The organism is Leclercia sp. W17 (genome assembly GCF_003336325.1).
Classification (GTDB): Bacteria; Pseudomonadota; Gammaproteobacteria; order Enterobacterales; family Enterobacteriaceae; genus Enterobacter.
This window is the reverse complement of the sequence record NZ_CP031101.1, coordinates 3,625,288-3,640,833: the sequence shown is the minus strand read 5'-3', so window position 1 is coordinate 3,640,833 and position 15,546 is coordinate 3,625,288. Positions and strand designations below refer to the sequence as shown.

Genomic DNA, 15,546 nt, shown 5'->3' with positions numbered 1-15,546 from the left:
CCCTCTCCCAAAGGGAGAGGGGGAAGCTATCACACCTCAGAAGATCGCTTTGGAGGTTAAAACAGAGCGATTACGGGCTGGTCGCCCAAACCTCGCACTGTTTTTGCACTAACGAGATGAGCGAGCCGCCGTCTGCGATAAAGTCCCGCATGCGCTGAGCCTCGCTCTTCTCCTGTTTCAGGCTTCGGGCGATGTCTTCAATCGCACTCGACGCCCCAAGCTTCTGCGCAGAAGGGGCGACGCGCTCCAGCAGCCAGGCGAGATCTTCTGCAATGGTTTTTTGTTCCCCGGTGTGGACGTCCGTCAGGATCCCCTCCAGCCCGTAGCGGCAGGCCTGAAAACGGTTAAAGCGATAGAGTAAAAAATCCCGCTCCTGGTGCTTATAAGGCCGGGTGGTGAGCAGCCAGTGGGAGGTGGCCTGGATCAGCCCCGCGATATTAATGGCATGGGCGAGGGTCAGCGGCGTGTCCATCACCCGCACCTCCACGGTGCCAAAATGGGGGCTCGGGCGAATGTCCCAGTGTAGATCCTTGATGCTGTCAATCATGCTGGTGTGGCTCAGACGCCGGAACAGCCCTTCGAACTCCTGCCAGCTGTTAACCCACGGCATCAGGCCGTTATCCGGGAACCCGGAGAAGATATTGAGGCGCGAAGAGGAGAATTTCGTGTCGGTCCCCTGCATATAGGGCGAGGTGGCCGCCAGGGCGATAAAGTGCGGCACAAAGCGCGACAGCCCGTGCAGCAGGTAAATAGCGTCATCCCCGGTTCGGCAGCCCACATGAACGTGCTGACCAAACACCGTGGCCTGCAAAATCAGATAGCCAAAACGCTCAAGCGTGGCGTTGTAGCGTTCGTCCTCGCACACCTCCTGACGCTGCCACTTCTGAAACGGATGCGTACCGCCGCCGCAAATCTGAATATGCTGCTCCGCCGCAGCCCGCAAAATGCTCTGCTGCAGGGCGGAAAACTGCGCCGCCGCCTGGTCAATGTTCTGGCAGACGCCGGTGGCGATCTCCAGCATGCTTTCGGTGATATCGTGCTTCACTTCACCGCTTTTGATGTCATCTTTCACGGCGGCGATAAGCGCAGAAGAGTCCTGACTGAGATCGTAGCCCGGCGGGTTAACCACCTGCAGTTCCAGTTCGATGCCGAGGGTGTAGGGTTCAGAGGATTTAAAATCGGGTAAAGGCATAGCGCACTCCGTTGTCTGTGATGAGTTGAGTATAGACAACGGGTGAGGTTCTCCCTTTCCCTATGGAACAGGCCCAGTCTACCTTGACGCTCCAGAGTCGTTATCGCTATTAATATTGGCCTGATTATTAACATTAAGGAGCAAGCAATGTTCTCATTTCGACCCCTGACAGAGGATGAGTATCCTGCTTATCTGGACTATTTTATTAATGATTATGCCGAGGAGATCGCCTCAAACTACGGACTCTCTCAACACGATTCTCTTGCCAGAGCGAAGCAGGAAATTGCCGAAATGCTTCCTGAAGGCGTGAATACGCATGGACACGTTTTACTCTCTCTTGTTGCGCCGATAGATCAGACCAACAGGCCTGTCGGTTATCTCTGGTATAAACCCGATACAATGATGCGTTCAGTGTTTATCTACGATTTTCATATTTTCACCTCTTGTCAGGGGCAGGGGCTGGGTAAACAGACTCTTCGCGTTTTTGAAGCGCATCTGCGCGAAAGGGGCTTTAAAGAGATCAGACTGCGAGTGGCAGGGGATAATACCCGTGCCCGGCATCTTTACGAGACCAGCGGTTTTGGCATTACCGGAGTCAACATGAGCAAGTCTATTGTGGCGCCCGCGGAAAAAATATTGTGAGGATGCTAAAATCCTCGCAACAACTGACACCCTGAGGATAACGCATGAGCAACGACGTACCGATTAAATATTATGACATCGTGGATGAGTACACGACGGAAGCCGCCGAGCCGGTCAACGAGTCAGAGCGTGATTCGCTGGCGCTCTATTTCCAGCTGTTGATCACCCGCCTGATGAATAACGAAGAGATCAGCGAAGCGGCGCAGACCGAGATGGCGGTGGAAGCCGGCATCAACACCCAGCGCATTGACGATATCGCTAATTTCCTCAACCAGTGGGGCAATGAGTAGTTCCTGCATGAAAGACATAGTCTGCGCAAGCGTTGTGCTTTACACTGCGCGCGGCAAAAACTGAGTTAGTAACGATTAATTAGGCGGTAACGGCAATGGCGATGAACGGAACAATCACAACCTGGTTTGCAGATAAGGGCTTTGGATTTATCAAAGATGAAAACGGCGATAACCGCTATTTTCATGTGATTAAGGTCGCCAATCCCGATCTGATTAAGAAAGATGCCGCGGTAACGTTTGAACCGACCACCAACAACAAGGGGTTGTCGGCGTATGCGGTGAAGGTGATCCCCGAGAGCAAATATATTTACCTTGATGGCGAGCGCCATAAAATCACCTCCATCAAATCTTACCTGGTCTACAGCGAAGAAGAGCCTGCCGAAACCCGGATTGATAAAGAGAACGGCGTGCTGTCGGTGAAGAGCCTGATGGGCAATATCGCGCCGAAATCAACGGCCAAAGCGGGCGAAATGCGCACGGTAAGAAAACTGGCTATCACCACCTTCCAGGGCAAAACCTTTATCTTCTCCGAAGATGAGATTGACCTGGATGCCACGGTGAAAATGCTCAAGAACCTGAAGTAATCTGCATCCTGCCGGGTAGCGGCTGCGCCTTACCCGGCATGGAAAATCAAGGCGGCGCGAAACACAGGCCCGTGCAAGCGCAGCGCCGTCCTCTCATCGACCTTCTCTCCTGATACATCCCCAGCATAAAGAATTATTTACGCGATTAACGCGCCCGGCAGTACTGTTATGCAGACAATCCTGTATTGTGAAATAACAAACCGTTCACAAAGAAAGGGGGTAGCAGCGTGCCGGAGATGAATATCTGGGGACAGATGGTTAACGATCCTGTTCCCGGCTGGCAGGGGGCCAGTGTACTGGAGCGTGGGGTGCTGGAAGGGCGTTTTTGCCGCCTTGAGCCGCTGAATGCGCACCAGCATGCGAGCGATCTGTTCGAGGCCTACGCGCTGGGCGACGACAGCGACTGGACCTGGCTTGCCAGCAATCAACCTGCCAGCGTGGAAGAGACCGCCAGCTGGGTGCAGGGCAAAGTGCAGGATAAGGCGCTGGTGCCTTTTGCAGTGATCGATCGCCAGAGCGAGCGCGCCGTCGGGCTGGTCTGTTATATGGCCATTGAGCAACAGCTGGGTTCGGTGGAGATAGGGCATGTCACCTGGTCGCGCAAAATGAAAAACAGTCCGCTCGGCACAGAGGCGATCTGGCTGCTGCTGAAATATGGTTTTGAGCGAGGCTATCGCCGTCTGGAGTGGAAGTGCGATTCGATGAACATCCCCTCGCGCCGGGCCGCAGAGCGGCTGGGCTTTACCTGGGAAGGGCGGCTGCGCCAGAAGCTGGTGCGTAAAGGCCGTAACCGCGACAGCGATATGCTCTCCATCATAGACAGCGAATGGCCGGAGCGGGACGCGGCTCTGCGTGGCTGGCTGGCCGCAGATAATTTTGATAACGATGGACGGCAGATCAAACGCCTCGAGGCATTTCACGTTCGCCCCGAAACGGCATAACAGTGAATTTATTGCAGGCGCGCCTCTGAAAAGGGGCCCCTGCGCCGTTTATTTTCTTTTGTTATTAACAATATTATTTATTCAGATTACTCCGCAATTAAAAGTATACATTTATTATCTTTAGCAGCCCGAATTAAAACGCCTTATCATCGCCCCGCTGGTATTAATTGCGCAGATGGTAGCACTCAGCGCAAATAAACCAGCTGTCTGTAAATGTCCGTGGGTCGTAGCCTTTTCGGCTGGCGCAACCTTGTTCTGCGCGGTGTGGGAGGGCGTGACTTTGTCGAATGTCGTCCTGATTCATGGTGATGTGAATTAATTATTAAATTCTTTGCTTAATTGAAAAGAGAAATTTGAAATGGGCATAATTAAAAAAATCCTTCTGGCTATTGTCATTATTGCTGGCGTGCTGAATATCTCCAGACAGGCTCATGAATATGGCCTCGATATTGGCTTGCAGTTGCTGACAGTATTTATCCTGAGTACCGCTTTCCTATGGCGCTGGGCGTCCGGCTACCTGCCACATATCGGGAAATCAGTCGCGATTACGATCATGATGGTAACCATGCTGATCGCGCGGGTAATTGTTGAGTATGCCATCGCCGATCATCTGCACGTTGACCTGGTGGAGGTCATTCATACCAGCCTCAAATACAGCCCGTGGCTTTGGCTGGCGATGTTCCTGGGTTCGGGTGTGAAGGTCTTTTTCTGGCGCTGGCTGTTTGCGGGCGTGCGCCAGGAGAACAGATCAGAAGTTACCGCCTGAGGACAGGGCAGAAACAGGCGCGGGAATGCGAGCACGATCGTGAGGCGCGCTACAACCATCACCACCACGGATAAACAGGTCCGCCCACCTCTTTGGTGGGCATGATATCGTCCGGTTACCTCTCTTTATGCGCCTTGACTCATTTGACTAAAGTCAAACTTTAGTGACTTATTTAATTGTCTTAATAATGTTATTTGGTGACGATTTTTAAAAGGTTGTTACTAGATAAAATAGTCTTTACCTGGTCTTTTGGGTTGATTGAGTTTGTAGAGGTTATCTAAAGCGTTCAGCTCAAACGCATCGGGTATCGGCGCATCCTCTTTGAATATGATTTTCGTGAGGCGCATAACGCTCTGGTGCACCTGAAGTTTGCACCATCCTTGTAAAGATGACCACTTTATCAATCATGCAAGTCTTATTGAGGAAGTCTAATCGCAAACATAATTTACTGTACCTATCTGTCTATTGTAAGACATATCATTTTCTTTCATTTGAAAATAATCTATCGATAAAGTCTTTCTGATTTAACATGCCTTCAACAAAATGTGTCTCAGATTTAGAATGTTGACATGTTTTAAGCAGACTTTCATATTTCAGGACATGAAATAACTGCATGCTTAAGGCGGAGGGAGTGTGGACAAAATCAGAAGTTATCCATCAAAGCGCAGACCGCGAGGTGAAAGTAAAAATGCCCGGTTAACCATGCTGAGCGCACGCATCGATGAAGAGCTTTGTGAGTACGTGCAGGCCACCGCTTACGAAACGCGTAAAAGCAAACAGGACATCATCGCGGAAGCCCTGATGCTTCATCGCCAGCACCATCAGCCTAACCCCGATAACTGAAGCTCGTCTCAGCGTACAGGTTCGTCAAACGAAAAAGGTAGTACAGAATGACGTTTCTACGCCTCTGGCATGACTGCACTCTGCTCCGGTGATGACGTCGATTTAACGTACTTCACGCCAGCATCTAAACGTTTTCTGAAAAAGTAATTTACCTGGCTAAATAACCAGTGAAAAGGCGGTTTTTTCACCTGAGCGAGCGTAGTATTGCGGCGGGTGCCTGATGCTTTCTGAGCTCAGGCAGGTCTGGAGATGCAGAAAGCAAAAGCCCCGGAGATGTTTCCATCAACCGGGGCTACCTACCCAAACCTAAGCAATTTGGATGGTAGCCTCTTCTTAGCAAGGAGGCAATGACATGCTTAACAAGTACGCCTTTTGGGCGATCCTGGTGCTGGCTTTAACTGTGCTGGGCGTCACGTTTCTGGTTCGCGAAACGTTATGTGAGCTGAGCTTTAAGGAGCGTGATGTAGAAGTGAAAGCTGTTCTCGCTTACGAAACGAAGAAGTAGCGGTATGTGGGGAGCAATCCCCGCTTATCCAATTGTCGGTTTGGTTCGGGTACCCGTTTTTTTGCCCCGTCTGGTGATAAGCCGGACGGGGCATTTTTATTGGCGTACCAGCGCAACGGCCTGCTGCCAGGCCTGCCAGCGGCTCTGCAAGCGGACATGACGCGCCATATCCGGCGTAAAGGTGACATGCTCCGGCAGATACTGGCGCAGCTGGGCGGTGGTCAGGTTAAACAGCGCCTTACGGGCCAGCAGTGCCGCCCCCATCGCTGAGAGTTCCGCCACGTCGCTGCGCATCACCGGGCAGCCGAGCAGGTCCGCCTGGTACTGCATCAGCCAGTCATTTTTTGTCGGCCCACCGTCAACCATCAGCGCGTTCAGGGCAAAGCCCGGATGGGCGCGCATCGCCTGCACCACGTCGGCAATTTGATAGGCGATCGACTCCAGCGCCGCGCGGATCAGGTGCGCCCGCTTCACGCCGCGGCTCAGGCCGTGGATCATCCCGCGGGCGTTTTCATTCCACCACGGCGCACCAAGGCCGGTCAGCGCCGGAACAAAGTAGACGCCGAGCGTGGAGTCTACCGAGCGGGGGAGGGTGTTGAGCTCATGGATAAGCTCCGCCTGCGACAGTTCGCTTAGCCCGGTGCTGTCCGCCATCCACGCCACCGCGTCGCCGGTGTGGGGGATATTCCCCTCCAGCCCGTAGACCAGCGTATCGCCATCGTGCCAGGCCACGGTGGTGGCCAGCGTGCTCACCTCGCTGCGGGCAGAGGCCACCGGCGCCATCACCGACGAGCCAGTGCCGTAGGTCGCCTTCACGCAGCCTTCCGCCCCCAGACCGTGGGCAAAGAGCGCGGCGTGAGAATCACCGATCATCGCCATCACCGGCAGGCCGTCAGGAATGGAGGGGCCGCCGCGGGTGTAACCAAACAGTCCGCTGGAAGGTTTGATATCAGGCAGGGCCGCGGGGGGGATGCCAAACAGCGCCAGTATCTGCGGGTCCCAGTCGGCGCTGTGCAGGCTCATCAGCTGGGTGCGGGCAGCGTTGGCGTAGTCGCAGCTAAACGCCTGCCCCTGGGTCAGGTTCCACAGCAGCCAGCTGTCAACGGTGCCGAGGCAGATCTCACCCCGGGCGGCACGCGCTGCGCCGTCGGGGATGTTATCCAGCAGCCAGCGCATTTTGGAGGCAGAAAACAGCGGCGCGATGGGCAGGCCCGTGGCCGCTCTAATCTCCGGGCCGTGGCCCTGCTCACGCAGCTGGTGGCAAAAGGCCGCGGTGCGGGAACATTGCCAGCTCAGCGCCGGAGCAATAGGTTTGCCCGTTGCCCGCTCCCAGCCCACCACGGTTTCACGCTGATTGCTGATCGCCAGCGCCGCCACTCTCTCTACCCCGACGGTGGCCAATGCGCGGGCCACCACCTCCAGAGAGGCCTCCACCAGCAGGTTGGCGGATTGTTCAACCCAGCCTTCGTGGGGCGTCTGGATCGCCAGCGCCCGGGAGAAGCTCGCCACCACATGCCCGCTGGCATCCAGCGCCACCGCTTTGGCATTGGTGGTGCCCTCGTCGAGGGCGATGATAATGTCCTTGTTCACCGACATAGCGGCCTCCAGCCTTAACGATGAAGGTAAGTTGAGACGCCGAGGTAGCGGGTAAAGGCTTCATGCAGGATCTCTGCGCTGGCGGAGTGGTTCATCGCCACGTGATGCTCAAAGCCGTTGCGGCAGATCCAGTTCAGCAGGTTCTCCAGATGCGGCACCTGGATCACCGCCCGGCAGCCCACCGTGTCGAGCGGATCGTCCACCGACTGGCCCTGGCCCACGTAGGCTTTAATTTCCCCGGTCAGATCGTCGGTGCTCAGGCGGAAGTAGGTGAGGGGGCCACTTTTCAGGCGACCATGCACCGCGCCGCAGGTGTTCTCTTTCCCGACCGTGGTGCCGATGATGTCGGCGGTGCCCATGTGCGGGGATTCCAGGCTTTCGGCAGCAAAGTTACCGCAGTGGAACAGCACGCACTTGTCGCGCTCGTCGCCGAAGTTGTTGTTCCAGTCGGCAATGGAGGCCGGATTCATATTGCTGCTGGCCAGCGCGTACATGGAGAGTGCCCCCATCACGTCCACCTCGCAGGCGCTCGGCATCAGCTGGCCGGACATGACGCTCATGATCGAGCAGACGTTAATGCCCAGGTTCTCCTGCAACGAGGTCCAGCACTGGATGGCGGTGGTGTCGATATCGTTGGCAACCACCCACTCGCTGATGACCACAAACAGCTTCGCCATGGTCACCAGCTTGTCGGCCGGAATGCGGCTGGCGTCGGCGTTGTCGATCAGGATCCGCCGTTTTTCATCCACGCGGATGTCATCGTCGCGCAGGGTTTTGATCCGGGTAAAGACTTCGGACAGATCGAGCGTCTCCACGGCGATGCCCAGTCTCTCCAGTAATTTTTCGCTGTAGCGCACGGTGTTAAAGCCCGCCGGACGCGCACCAATGGCCCCCACGCGCACGCCGCGCATGCTGCTTACCACGCGGCAGACCTGCTCGAAACGCTTCAGATCCTGCTCAAACACCTCCCCGTTGAGGGCGCAGACGTGCTGGGTGGTTAGGGTGAAAGGAATGCCGTACTGACGCAGGTTGTTGCAGAGGGAGATTTTGCCGCAGAAGCTGTCGCGGCGGGTTGCCAGCCCCATTTTATCGAGGTTGTCCTCCTCGGCCTGGACCAGCACCGGCACGTTCAGACCGGAGAGACGCAGGGTCTCGGCGATGGCTTTTTCATCGCCAAAGTTAGGTAGCAGCACCACCACGCCGTGAATGCTGTCGCGGTGGGCGCGAAAGAGCTCGGCGCAGGCTTTCGCATCCTGACGGGTTTCCACGCCGCCGAGTTCGGTCTGGCTGGGATCGAGCATAATGGTGTTGATACCCAGACGGCCAAAGAGGGCGATCGCCTGCTCGCGCGCTTCCGCCACCAGATAGCTCGGGAAGAACCCCCGGTTGCCGATGACCACGCCCATTGTCAGTTGTTGAGGAATTCGGGACATTGCTTTTCTCTCCAGTAAGATGTTGTTGTTATTTTCAGCAAACCTGTCGCGTCAGCATTTCCCGGGCGTGCTTCACCACCCCAGCGACATCAATCTCGTGGCGTGCCCGCGTTGACGCTCTGTCGGCAGCAATCGCGTATTGTCCATCCGGGATCCCCAGCCGTTTCAGCGGCACGGCGCATCCCGCTTCGGCCAGCACTTCCGCCACCAGGCTGCCGACGCCGCCGTTGACGTTATGCTCTTCGACGCTCACCACCGCCCTGCACGGGGCGAGGGCGGCCAGCAGCTGTTGGGTATCACAGGGACGAATAGATGGAATGCTGATAACAGTGGCGTCAATACCTTCTTCCGCGAGTTGTGCAGCAGCTTCCACAATTTCATGTACCGTCGAGCCCATTGCCACCAGCGCCACGTCCTGGCCGCTGCGCAGGACGTCAATCTTGCCCGGCGCAAAACGGTAGCTGTCGTCATGCAGTTCCGGCAGGTTTTTCCCGTCGAGACGGATATAGACCGGGCCCACATGGTCGAGGGCGTAGTCGATGATCTGGCGGCACTCGTTCGGGCTCGACGGGGCGTAAATTTCGATATTGCCGAAGCCGCGCATGATGGCGATATCGTCGATGCTGTGGTGGGTGCTGGCGAGCGGCCCGTAGCTGGCCCCCGCGTTCAGGCCGAACAGCTTGACGTTGGTGTTGTTGTAGCAAATGTCGACTTTGATCTGCTCGTTAGCCCGCGAGATCAAAAATGGCGCGGCGTTGCAGGTGACGGCGATCTTGCCGCCGATTGCCAGACCGGCAGCGGCGCCCACCAGAGTCTGTTCAGCGATGCCGACGTTGACCAGGCGACCCGGAAAACGCTGCATAAAGGGGGCAATTTTCGCCGTCGAGGTGGAGTCCGCCACCACCGGCACCAGGTCCACGCCGCGTTCAACGGCGTCAATAAAGGCATTCACCATCACCGTGGCGAGGTGTTCGCTATTACTCATCTTTCAGTTCCTCCAGCGCCAGTTCAATCTCTTCCCCTTTCGGCACCCGGTGGTGCCATTCAGGCCGTCCCTGAATAAACGAAATTCCCGCGCCCTTGGTGGTGTGGGCGATCACCACATGGGGTTTGCCGTTGGGCTTCAGCCCTTCCAGGGTGGCGACCACGTCCGCCATGTCGTTGCCGTTGCAGGCGGTCACCTCCAGGCCGAACGCTTTCCATTTCTCATCCAGCGGATCGGTATTGAGGATCTCTTTGGTGGAGCCCGCCAGCTGCAGATTGTTTTTGTCGTTGATAATGAAAAGGTTATCCAGCTGATAGTGGGCGGCGACCAGCGCGGCCTCCCAGTTGCTGCCTTCCGCCAGCTCCCCGTCACCGGTCACCACAAACACCCGGCGCTTGCTGTTGTTGCGTTTCGCGGCCAGGGCGATCCCTACGGCTACCGGCAGACCATGCCCCAGCGCGCCGGTATTCAATTCAATGCCCGGCGTTTTATGTTTCACCGGATGGCCCGGCAGGTGAGAGTCGGCATGCTGATAGGTGGCGAGCCACTCAACGGGGATAAACCCGGCCTCGGCCAGCACGCAGTAATAGCCGCCCACTGCGTGGCCCTTCGACTGGATATAGATATCGCGTTCATCGCTATCCTGAAGCGCCGGGGAGCAGTTCAGAATGCGGAAGTAGAGGGCGGTGAGCAGTTCGACCTGCGACAGGTCGGCCCCGGTGTGGCCGCCCGCCGGGCTTTCGGCATTCAGCACGATGATCCGACGACGAATCGAGCGCGCCCGGGTTTCGAGCTCCGCGATGGAGAGCGAAAACGGATTCATAACATACCTCCTGAATTTATAATCTAGTGTGAATAATTATTCCAGCCGGGTAAGCTATTTCCCTGTTCTCTCTGTCAGAGCAGGGATTTATGACCGCTTTGAATATATATTCAATGCTGATTTATTATTCATGTAATGTAAGATATGCCCAGTCAGGAGGTTTGTCTACGGTTTGAGCGGGCAAATTTCGAAGAAAGGAGAAAAGGATCACATTTGCCTGGAAGAAGACCCGGTCATCGGCATGGAGCTGGCGCACATCCGCGCCTGACCACAGGTGATTGCCCTGCGGGCGGAGCGGAATAACGCATCGTGGTGCGCCATACCGCTGCGTAATACTGTTTTTACGCCAGTTGTTTCAGAATGATCCGCGTCGAGAGGGGAATTAAGGGCGAAGAATCAGAAGGACACATTCATCCTTGCAAGGTCGCCGGTCAACATAAGGGCTGTAAAAAGCTTTAGAGAAAATGATTTGGCAAGACCTAAGGCAATTGTAGTAATTTTTATTTCAAAGGGTTACGAAGGCAGACTAATAAAACATGTTGACCTCAGTCATGCCGGATTAATGGGCTGTTTAAATACCAATATGAATTGTTTAAATATTAGCTATGCTAACGAAAAATAGAAAGGTACTCTGTTTAACGCTTAGCGATATGAAATATGATAAACGAGACCAATGTATTGTCTATTTTTATTCAGCACATAAACAATTGTACAATTTTAAACCGTTGCTATGATAAATCCTTCTTATTGGAGGGATAATATGTCGAATGGAATAAATCGCGGAGGTCTGCGGTTATTGACCCTTGGTGAAATTAATCTGGCTCGCACGCTCTACGCTTTTAGTATTCGTTATAACGAAGTATGGATTCACCGCAGCAGCTATCTTCCTTTCAATATGCAGGCGAACAACGTCGCCATGGCGCCAAACGGCGAAATATATTTTCAGGAAGGGGTGTATGAGCCTGATTTTTCACAGCCACACGTCAAAAACGATCGCATAGGCGGTCAGCACATATTTCTGCATGAAATGATGCATGTCTGGCAACACCAGCGCGGGATGATGGTAAGAACGCGTGGCGCATTCTCATGGGCTGTTGATTACAACTATGAGCTTAATAAACCAAATTTGATGGACTATGGCATAGAAAATCAGGCATGTATCGTGAGTGATTACTGGTTGCTGAAAACATATGGATTCGGTAATCGAAACGACCTGTATCGCCTCAAAAACTATGACCCGTCAGAGCCTACCCTCAAACTCATCGCTCGATATCAGAAAGTGCTTGGGAGTTTCCCGCATTGAAACGCTACTTATCCTTGATTCTGTTATCTGTAACCCTTGTCGGATGTGGTAAAGGCGATCGTGCAGCCCCCTGGCGCTCGATCATCGTTGATAAGGGGCATGTTTGCTTTTCGGTGGATAAAACCGACGTCCTGAGTCGCTATAACATTTCTTCAATGCAGGGTGGAGAATACAAAGAATTTGCTACTAATGAGCACGTTGCTCTCTCCTATCCAGACTCCTGTTTAAACCTGATGCTTAGGCCGGGTTATACCTATGGCGTGTCGTACACGCTTAATGGTTCAAATTATCGCTACGTGTTCTTTATCGACAATGACTGGAACGTCTCAAGTAATCAATAAGGGAAATAACGATGTCATTACCAGCTTATATGTATCTCTATGATGAAAATGGACAGCTGATCAAAGGCAGTTGTATGGCGCTGGACCGTGAGGGTGCAATTGAAATTATGAACAGCAGTTACGGTGTGTACCAGAACACATGCCGCAACACGGGTAAACTTATGGGTTCGCGCGAACACAACGCTTTTACCCTGCACAAAGAGATTGATAAAACCTCGCCATATTTTGCGGTTGCAGTCTGTCAAAGTAAGCGGCTGCAAAAGGCAGTAATACACTATTACGACATCAACGAGGCTGGCATTGAATACGAGATTTACAGAATTACGCTTACAAGCATTGTGATCATGTCAGTTAATGCTTCTCATGCTTATATCCCGGGTTCTCGCACGCCAGGAATGATGGAGAATATCGCAATTTCCTATTCAGGAATTGAGTGGTTTTATATCGAAGGGAATATCAAGTATGACGATGACTGGAGCCGCCCATTGGGTTACAACCAGCAGAAAAAATAGCATGGAACGCGGCTTCCCAGTTACTGCCCTCGGCCAGTTCACCATCCCTAATCACTACAAACACCCGACGTTGGCTATTGCTGCCTTGTGCCGTTAGTCGGCCCCTTAGCAGGGAGTGCAGCGCCATAACCGGGGTTTGTCTACGGTTTGAGCGGGCAAATTTCGAAGAAAGGAGAAAAGGATCACATTTGCCTGGCGGATCGGGCAGGCGCTTGCTTGTTAAATATTCAGTGATGAATAAAAATAACGACAGCCGATTAAGGGGAATGTTATGTCGAAACAGGATGAACAGCGATTGCTGGTGAAGATCGCCACACTTTACTACAGCGAGAATAAAAAGCAGTCCGAGATTGCCTCCTTGCTGCACCTCTCGCAATCCTTCGTGTCGCGGGCGCTGACGCGCTGCCAGAAAGAGGGGCTGGTCAAAATTACCGTCGTTCAGCCTACCAATATTTTTGTCTCGCTGGAAAAGGCGCTGGAGGAGCAGTACGGCATTCGACAGGCCATCGTGGTGGACGTGGGCGAGAACCCGTCCAACGCCCAGATCAAGCACGCCATCGGCAGCGCGGCGGCGCACTATGTCGAAACCCGCCTGCGTCCGGAAGACCTGGTGGGGATCTCCTCCTGGAGCAGCACCATCCGCTGCATGGTGGATGAGATGCACCCGCAGAATATCCGCGCCGCGGGGGTGATCCAGCTTCTGGGCGGCGTGGGTCCCAACGGCAACGTGCAGGCGACCATTCTTACCCAGCAGCTGGCGGCGCATCTTGGCTGCCCGGCGTGGCTGTTGCCATCGCAAAGTATTGAGCACTCGGTAGAGGAGCGCGCCCGGCTGGTGAGCAGCCCGGACGTGGCGGCGGTAGTGAGCAAATTTGCCGAAGTGGATGTGGCGATCGTCGGCATCGGCGAGCTGGAGCCGTCGCAGCTGCTGAAAAATTCCGGCAACTACTACAACGAAGAGATGCTTAAACTGCTGGCCGAACGAGGGGCGGTAGGGGATATCTGCCTGCATTACTACGATGCGAAAGGCGAGCCGGTGCTGAGTGCGGAAGAAGATCCGGTGATTGGTATGGAGCTGGCGCAGATCCGCGCCTGCCCGCAGGTAATCGCCCTGGCGGGCGGGGAAGAGAAACGCAACGCCATTCGCGGGGCGCTGGAAGGGAAGTATATTGATGTGTTAATCACCGATTACCCGACGGCGCGGAGTTTGTTGAAAGGGGTGTAAGCCCGATGGGTGAGGGGGAACATGCGACTGAGGTGCTGGTTCCGTTCACCTTGCGTTCGCTGCTTCTCTGTAAACCACGTCACCGGTGAACGTGTTAAGGGGGCTATCGCCGCCCCCTTAACAATCCCGGCTCCCGGCAAGAAAATCGCCGCTTTGCGGATTGTTCGCCCCGTCCCTGGGGCTCACCCCTTCGGGGCCAGCGCAAGCGCTGTCCAAAATTGCTCCCGGCAATTTTGTCCTCAGCTTATTCCTTCAGGCTTTCGGGTCGGGCACCAGCCTGCATCCATGCAGGCTATGCCCTCTCGGCGCGTCCCTGCGCCTCGCCCCGGCCTTCCGGAAACGCTTCGGCGATTTTCAGCCGGACCAGGGAGCCGCTGTATGTCTTTTATAAATCTTTAATTATTTCATTGCGTTAACGTTTTTGTAGGCCGGGTAAGGCGAAGCCGCCACCCGGCATAAACCCCGCACAATGTCGCTACTTCCCTTCCATCACCGCCTTCTGCGCCACCACCGCCGCTTTCTGCTGCATCCGGTTTTGCATCTGGTCGATAATCACCGCCACGATAATCACAATCCCTTTGATCACCATCTGCCAGAACTCGCTCACCCCCATCATCACCAGGCCGTCGGCTAAAAAGCCGATGACGAAGGCGCCGATCAGGGTGCCGAGAATAGTGCCGCGGCCGCCGGCAAGCGAGGTGCCGCCCAGCACCACCGCGGCGATGGCGTTCATCTCAAAGGCGGTGCCGTTGGCCGGATGGCTGGCTAACAGCTGGGCAGAGACCACAATCCCGGCGATGGCGGCGCAGAAGCCGGACAGGGTATAGACCAGCACTTTCACCTGCTTGACCCGCACCCCGGAGAGTTCTGCCGCGCGCTCGTTATCGCCGATGGCGTAAACGTGGCGGCCAAAGGGCAGGCGGCGGGCGATGTAGGCGATCACCAGCGCCAGCACGATCATCATCCAGATGGCCCACGGAATGCCGAGGAACGTGCCTGCGCCTATCTCATCGAAGCCGGTATTCCCCAGTTGCGGATTGCCGGAGAGTCCCGGGAAGGTCTGGCCGTCGGAGGTCAGCATCGACGCGCCACGCAGCACGTACATGGTGCCCAGCGTGCAGATAAAGGGCGCCACGTTATAGCGGGTGATGATCCAGCCGTTCACCGCCCCTATCAGCGCGCCAATCAGCAGCACCACGGGCACAATCACCCACACGCTCGGGAAGATGGCGATGCCAAACATCGGCAGCACAATGCCTTTGGTGATCATCCACCCGGCAATCATCCCGCACAGCCCCAGGGTGGCGCCGATGGAGAGGTCGATCCCGGCGGTGATGATCACAAAGGTGATCCCCAGCGCCAGGAAGGCGTTGATGGCGATATGCTTAATCATGATCACCAGGCTGCCGGTGGAGAGAAAGCCCGGCACGGTCATGGTGAAGAAGCCGACAATCAAAAACAGCGCAATGAAGGTGCGCATTTTCAGCAACAGCAGCAGAACATTTTCCCGGGAAAGCGCGGCCCCTTTATGCGGCGCCAGCGCGACAGACTGTGTCGTTTTCATC

At 55.1% G+C, this 15,546-nt stretch carries 17 protein-coding genes and 1 pseudogene; 11 read left to right on the top strand and 7 right to left on the bottom strand.

The genetic code is table 11. From position 1 onward, the window contains the following. Positions 1-70: 70 nt before the first annotated feature. The gene (locus DVA44_RS18085; RefSeq protein ID WP_114387728.1) at positions 71-1,192 is read right to left on the bottom strand and encodes a YbdK family carboxylate-amine ligase; all 1,122 of its coding nucleotides are present in this window, start codon (positions 1,190-1,192) and stop codon (positions 71-73) included. 147 nt (positions 1,193-1,339) lie between these two features. On the opposite strand from DVA44_RS18085, the gene DVA44_RS18080 reads away from it, so the two are divergent. From DVA44_RS18080 to DVA44_RS18055, 7 genes are all read left to right on the top strand, one after another. After that, positions 1,340-1,834 (top strand): GNAT family N-acetyltransferase, encoded by a 495-nt coding sequence (locus DVA44_RS18080; protein WP_114387727.1) that lies wholly within the window; start codon positions 1,340-1,342, stop codon positions 1,832-1,834. 44 nt (positions 1,835-1,878) lie between these two features. Then, positions 1,879-2,124, top strand: coding sequence for a YmjA family protein (locus DVA44_RS18075; protein ID WP_103178569.1), 246 nt, complete (start codon positions 1,879-1,881; stop codon positions 2,122-2,124). Positions 2,125-2,219: 95 nt separating this feature from the next. Then, a complete protein-coding gene (locus tag DVA44_RS18070; RefSeq protein WP_103178570.1) occupies positions 2,220-2,708 on the top strand; it encodes a cold-shock protein in 489 nt (162 codons plus the stop codon). 227 nt (positions 2,709-2,935) lie between these two features. Then, positions 2,936-3,649 (top strand): GNAT family N-acetyltransferase, encoded by a 714-nt coding sequence (locus DVA44_RS18065; protein ID WP_114315704.1) that lies wholly within the window; start codon positions 2,936-2,938, stop codon positions 3,647-3,649. Between the two features lie 358 nt (positions 3,650-4,007). Then, positions 4,008-4,415, top strand: coding sequence for a hypothetical protein (locus DVA44_RS18060; RefSeq protein ID WP_114315703.1), 408 nt, complete (start codon positions 4,008-4,010; stop codon positions 4,413-4,415). Positions 4,416-5,117: 702 nt separating this feature from the next. Continuing rightward, a complete protein-coding gene (locus DVA44_RS25730) occupies positions 5,118-5,258 on the top strand; it encodes a hypothetical protein (RefSeq protein WP_197080127.1) in 141 nt (46 codons plus the stop codon). A 352-nt stretch (positions 5,259-5,610) separates the two neighbouring features. Continuing rightward, on the top strand, positions 5,611-5,763 hold the full coding sequence (locus DVA44_RS18055) for a Hok/Gef family protein (protein ID WP_103824124.1): 153 nt from the start codon (positions 5,611-5,613) through the stop codon (positions 5,761-5,763). A gap of 96 nt (positions 5,764-5,859) precedes the next feature. Here the strand turns inward: DVA44_RS18055 and DVA44_RS18050 are convergent, their stop codons facing one another. The 4 genes from DVA44_RS18050 to DVA44_RS18035 are packed head-to-tail and all read right to left on the bottom strand — an operon-like array spanning position 5,860 to position 10,600. Continuing rightward, a complete protein-coding gene (locus DVA44_RS18050; protein WP_114387726.1) occupies positions 5,860-7,359 on the bottom strand; it encodes an FGGY family carbohydrate kinase in 1,500 nt (499 codons plus the stop codon). A gap of 14 nt (positions 7,360-7,373) precedes the next feature. Further along, positions 7,374-8,792, bottom strand: a complete 1,419-nt coding sequence (locus DVA44_RS18045) for an L-fucose/L-arabinose isomerase family protein (RefSeq protein ID WP_114387725.1) — start codon at positions 8,790-8,792, stop codon at positions 7,374-7,376. A gap of 34 nt (positions 8,793-8,826) precedes the next feature. Further along, positions 8,827-9,777 (bottom strand): transketolase family protein, encoded by a 951-nt coding sequence (locus DVA44_RS18040; protein ID WP_114387724.1) that lies wholly within the window; start codon positions 9,775-9,777, stop codon positions 8,827-8,829. After that, on the bottom strand, positions 9,770-10,600 hold the full coding sequence (locus tag DVA44_RS18035; RefSeq protein WP_114387723.1) for a transketolase: 831 nt from the start codon (positions 10,598-10,600) through the stop codon (positions 9,770-9,772). The genes DVA44_RS18040 and DVA44_RS18035 overlap by 8 nt, the downstream gene beginning before the upstream one ends. Positions 10,601-11,360: 760 nt before the next feature. On the opposite strand from DVA44_RS18035, the gene DVA44_RS18030 reads away from it, so the two are divergent. The 3 genes from DVA44_RS18030 to DVA44_RS18025 are packed head-to-tail and all read left to right on the top strand — an operon-like array spanning position 11,361 to position 12,756. Beyond that, entirely contained in the window at positions 11,361-11,903 is a 543-nt protein-coding gene (locus DVA44_RS18030) for a type IV secretion protein Rhs (protein WP_103824129.1), read from the top strand. Then, entirely contained in the window at positions 11,900-12,244 is a 345-nt protein-coding gene (locus DVA44_RS25585) for a putative T6SS immunity periplasmic lipoprotein (protein ID WP_138369655.1), read from the top strand. The genes DVA44_RS18030 and DVA44_RS25585 overlap by 4 nt, the downstream gene beginning before the upstream one ends. 11 nt (positions 12,245-12,255) lie before the next feature. Further along, a complete protein-coding gene (locus DVA44_RS18025) occupies positions 12,256-12,756 on the top strand; it encodes a type VI secretion system tube protein Hcp (RefSeq protein WP_103824130.1) in 501 nt (166 codons plus the stop codon). Here DVA44_RS18025 and DVA44_RS18020 read toward each other — a convergent pair. Beyond that, a pseudogene (locus DVA44_RS18020) lies at positions 12,755-12,853 on the bottom strand (transketolase); the annotation flags it as partial. The gene DVA44_RS18025 and the pseudogene DVA44_RS18020 overlap by 2 nt on opposite strands. A 174-nt stretch (positions 12,854-13,027) precedes the next feature. Here DVA44_RS18020 and DVA44_RS18015 point away from each other — a divergent pair. Next, on the top strand, positions 13,028-13,981 hold the full coding sequence (locus DVA44_RS18015) for a sugar-binding transcriptional regulator (protein ID WP_114387722.1): 954 nt from the start codon (positions 13,028-13,030) through the stop codon (positions 13,979-13,981). 475 nt (positions 13,982-14,456) lie between these two features. Here the strand turns inward: DVA44_RS18015 and DVA44_RS18010 are convergent, their stop codons facing one another. Next, positions 14,457-15,545: an ABC transporter permease gene (locus tag DVA44_RS18010; protein ID WP_103824133.1), complete on the bottom strand. Its 1,089-nt coding sequence runs from the start codon at positions 15,543-15,545 to the stop codon at positions 14,457-14,459. Position 15,546 lies beyond the last annotated feature (1 nt).

Excerpts from the sequence above, each read along its gene's own strand:
- DVA44_RS18085 (WP_114387728.1), bottom strand. The coding sequence starts at position 1,192 with ATGCCTTTACCCGATTTTAAATCCTCTGAACCCTACACCCTCGGCATC.
- DVA44_RS18080 (WP_114387727.1), top strand. The coding sequence starts at position 1,340 with ATGTTCTCATTTCGACCCCTGACAGAGGATGAGTATCCTGCTTATCTG.
- DVA44_RS18075 (WP_103178569.1), top strand. The coding sequence starts at position 1,879 with ATGAGCAACGACGTACCGATTAAATATTATGACATCGTGGATGAGTAC.
- DVA44_RS18070 (WP_103178570.1), top strand. The coding sequence starts at position 2,220 with ATGGCGATGAACGGAACAATCACAACCTGGTTTGCAGATAAGGGCTTT.
- DVA44_RS18060 (WP_114315703.1), top strand. The coding sequence starts at position 4,008 with ATGGGCATAATTAAAAAAATCCTTCTGGCTATTGTCATTATTGCTGGC.
- DVA44_RS25730 (WP_197080127.1), top strand. The coding sequence starts at position 5,118 with ATGCTGAGCGCACGCATCGATGAAGAGCTTTGTGAGTACGTGCAGGCC.
- DVA44_RS18055 (WP_103824124.1), top strand. The coding sequence starts at position 5,611 with ATGCTTAACAAGTACGCCTTTTGGGCGATCCTGGTGCTGGCTTTAACT.
- DVA44_RS18050 (WP_114387726.1), bottom strand. The coding sequence starts at position 7,359 with ATGTCGGTGAACAAGGACATTATCATCGCCCTCGACGAGGGCACCACC.
- DVA44_RS18045 (WP_114387725.1), bottom strand. The coding sequence starts at position 8,792 with ATGTCCCGAATTCCTCAACAACTGACAATGGGCGTGGTCATCGGCAAC.
- DVA44_RS18040 (WP_114387724.1), bottom strand. The coding sequence starts at position 9,777 with ATGAGTAATAGCGAACACCTCGCCACGGTGATGGTGAATGCCTTTATT.
- DVA44_RS18035 (WP_114387723.1), bottom strand. The coding sequence starts at position 10,600 with ATGAATCCGTTTTCGCTCTCCATCGCGGAGCTCGAAACCCGGGCGCGC.
- DVA44_RS18030 (WP_103824129.1), top strand. The coding sequence starts at position 11,361 with ATGTCGAATGGAATAAATCGCGGAGGTCTGCGGTTATTGACCCTTGGT.
- DVA44_RS18025 (WP_103824130.1), top strand. The coding sequence starts at position 12,256 with ATGTCATTACCAGCTTATATGTATCTCTATGATGAAAATGGACAGCTG.
- DVA44_RS18015 (WP_114387722.1), top strand. The coding sequence starts at position 13,028 with ATGTCGAAACAGGATGAACAGCGATTGCTGGTGAAGATCGCCACACTT.
- DVA44_RS18010 (WP_103824133.1), bottom strand. The coding sequence starts at position 15,545 with ATGAAAACGACACAGTCTGTCGCGCTGGCGCCGCATAAAGGGGCCGCG.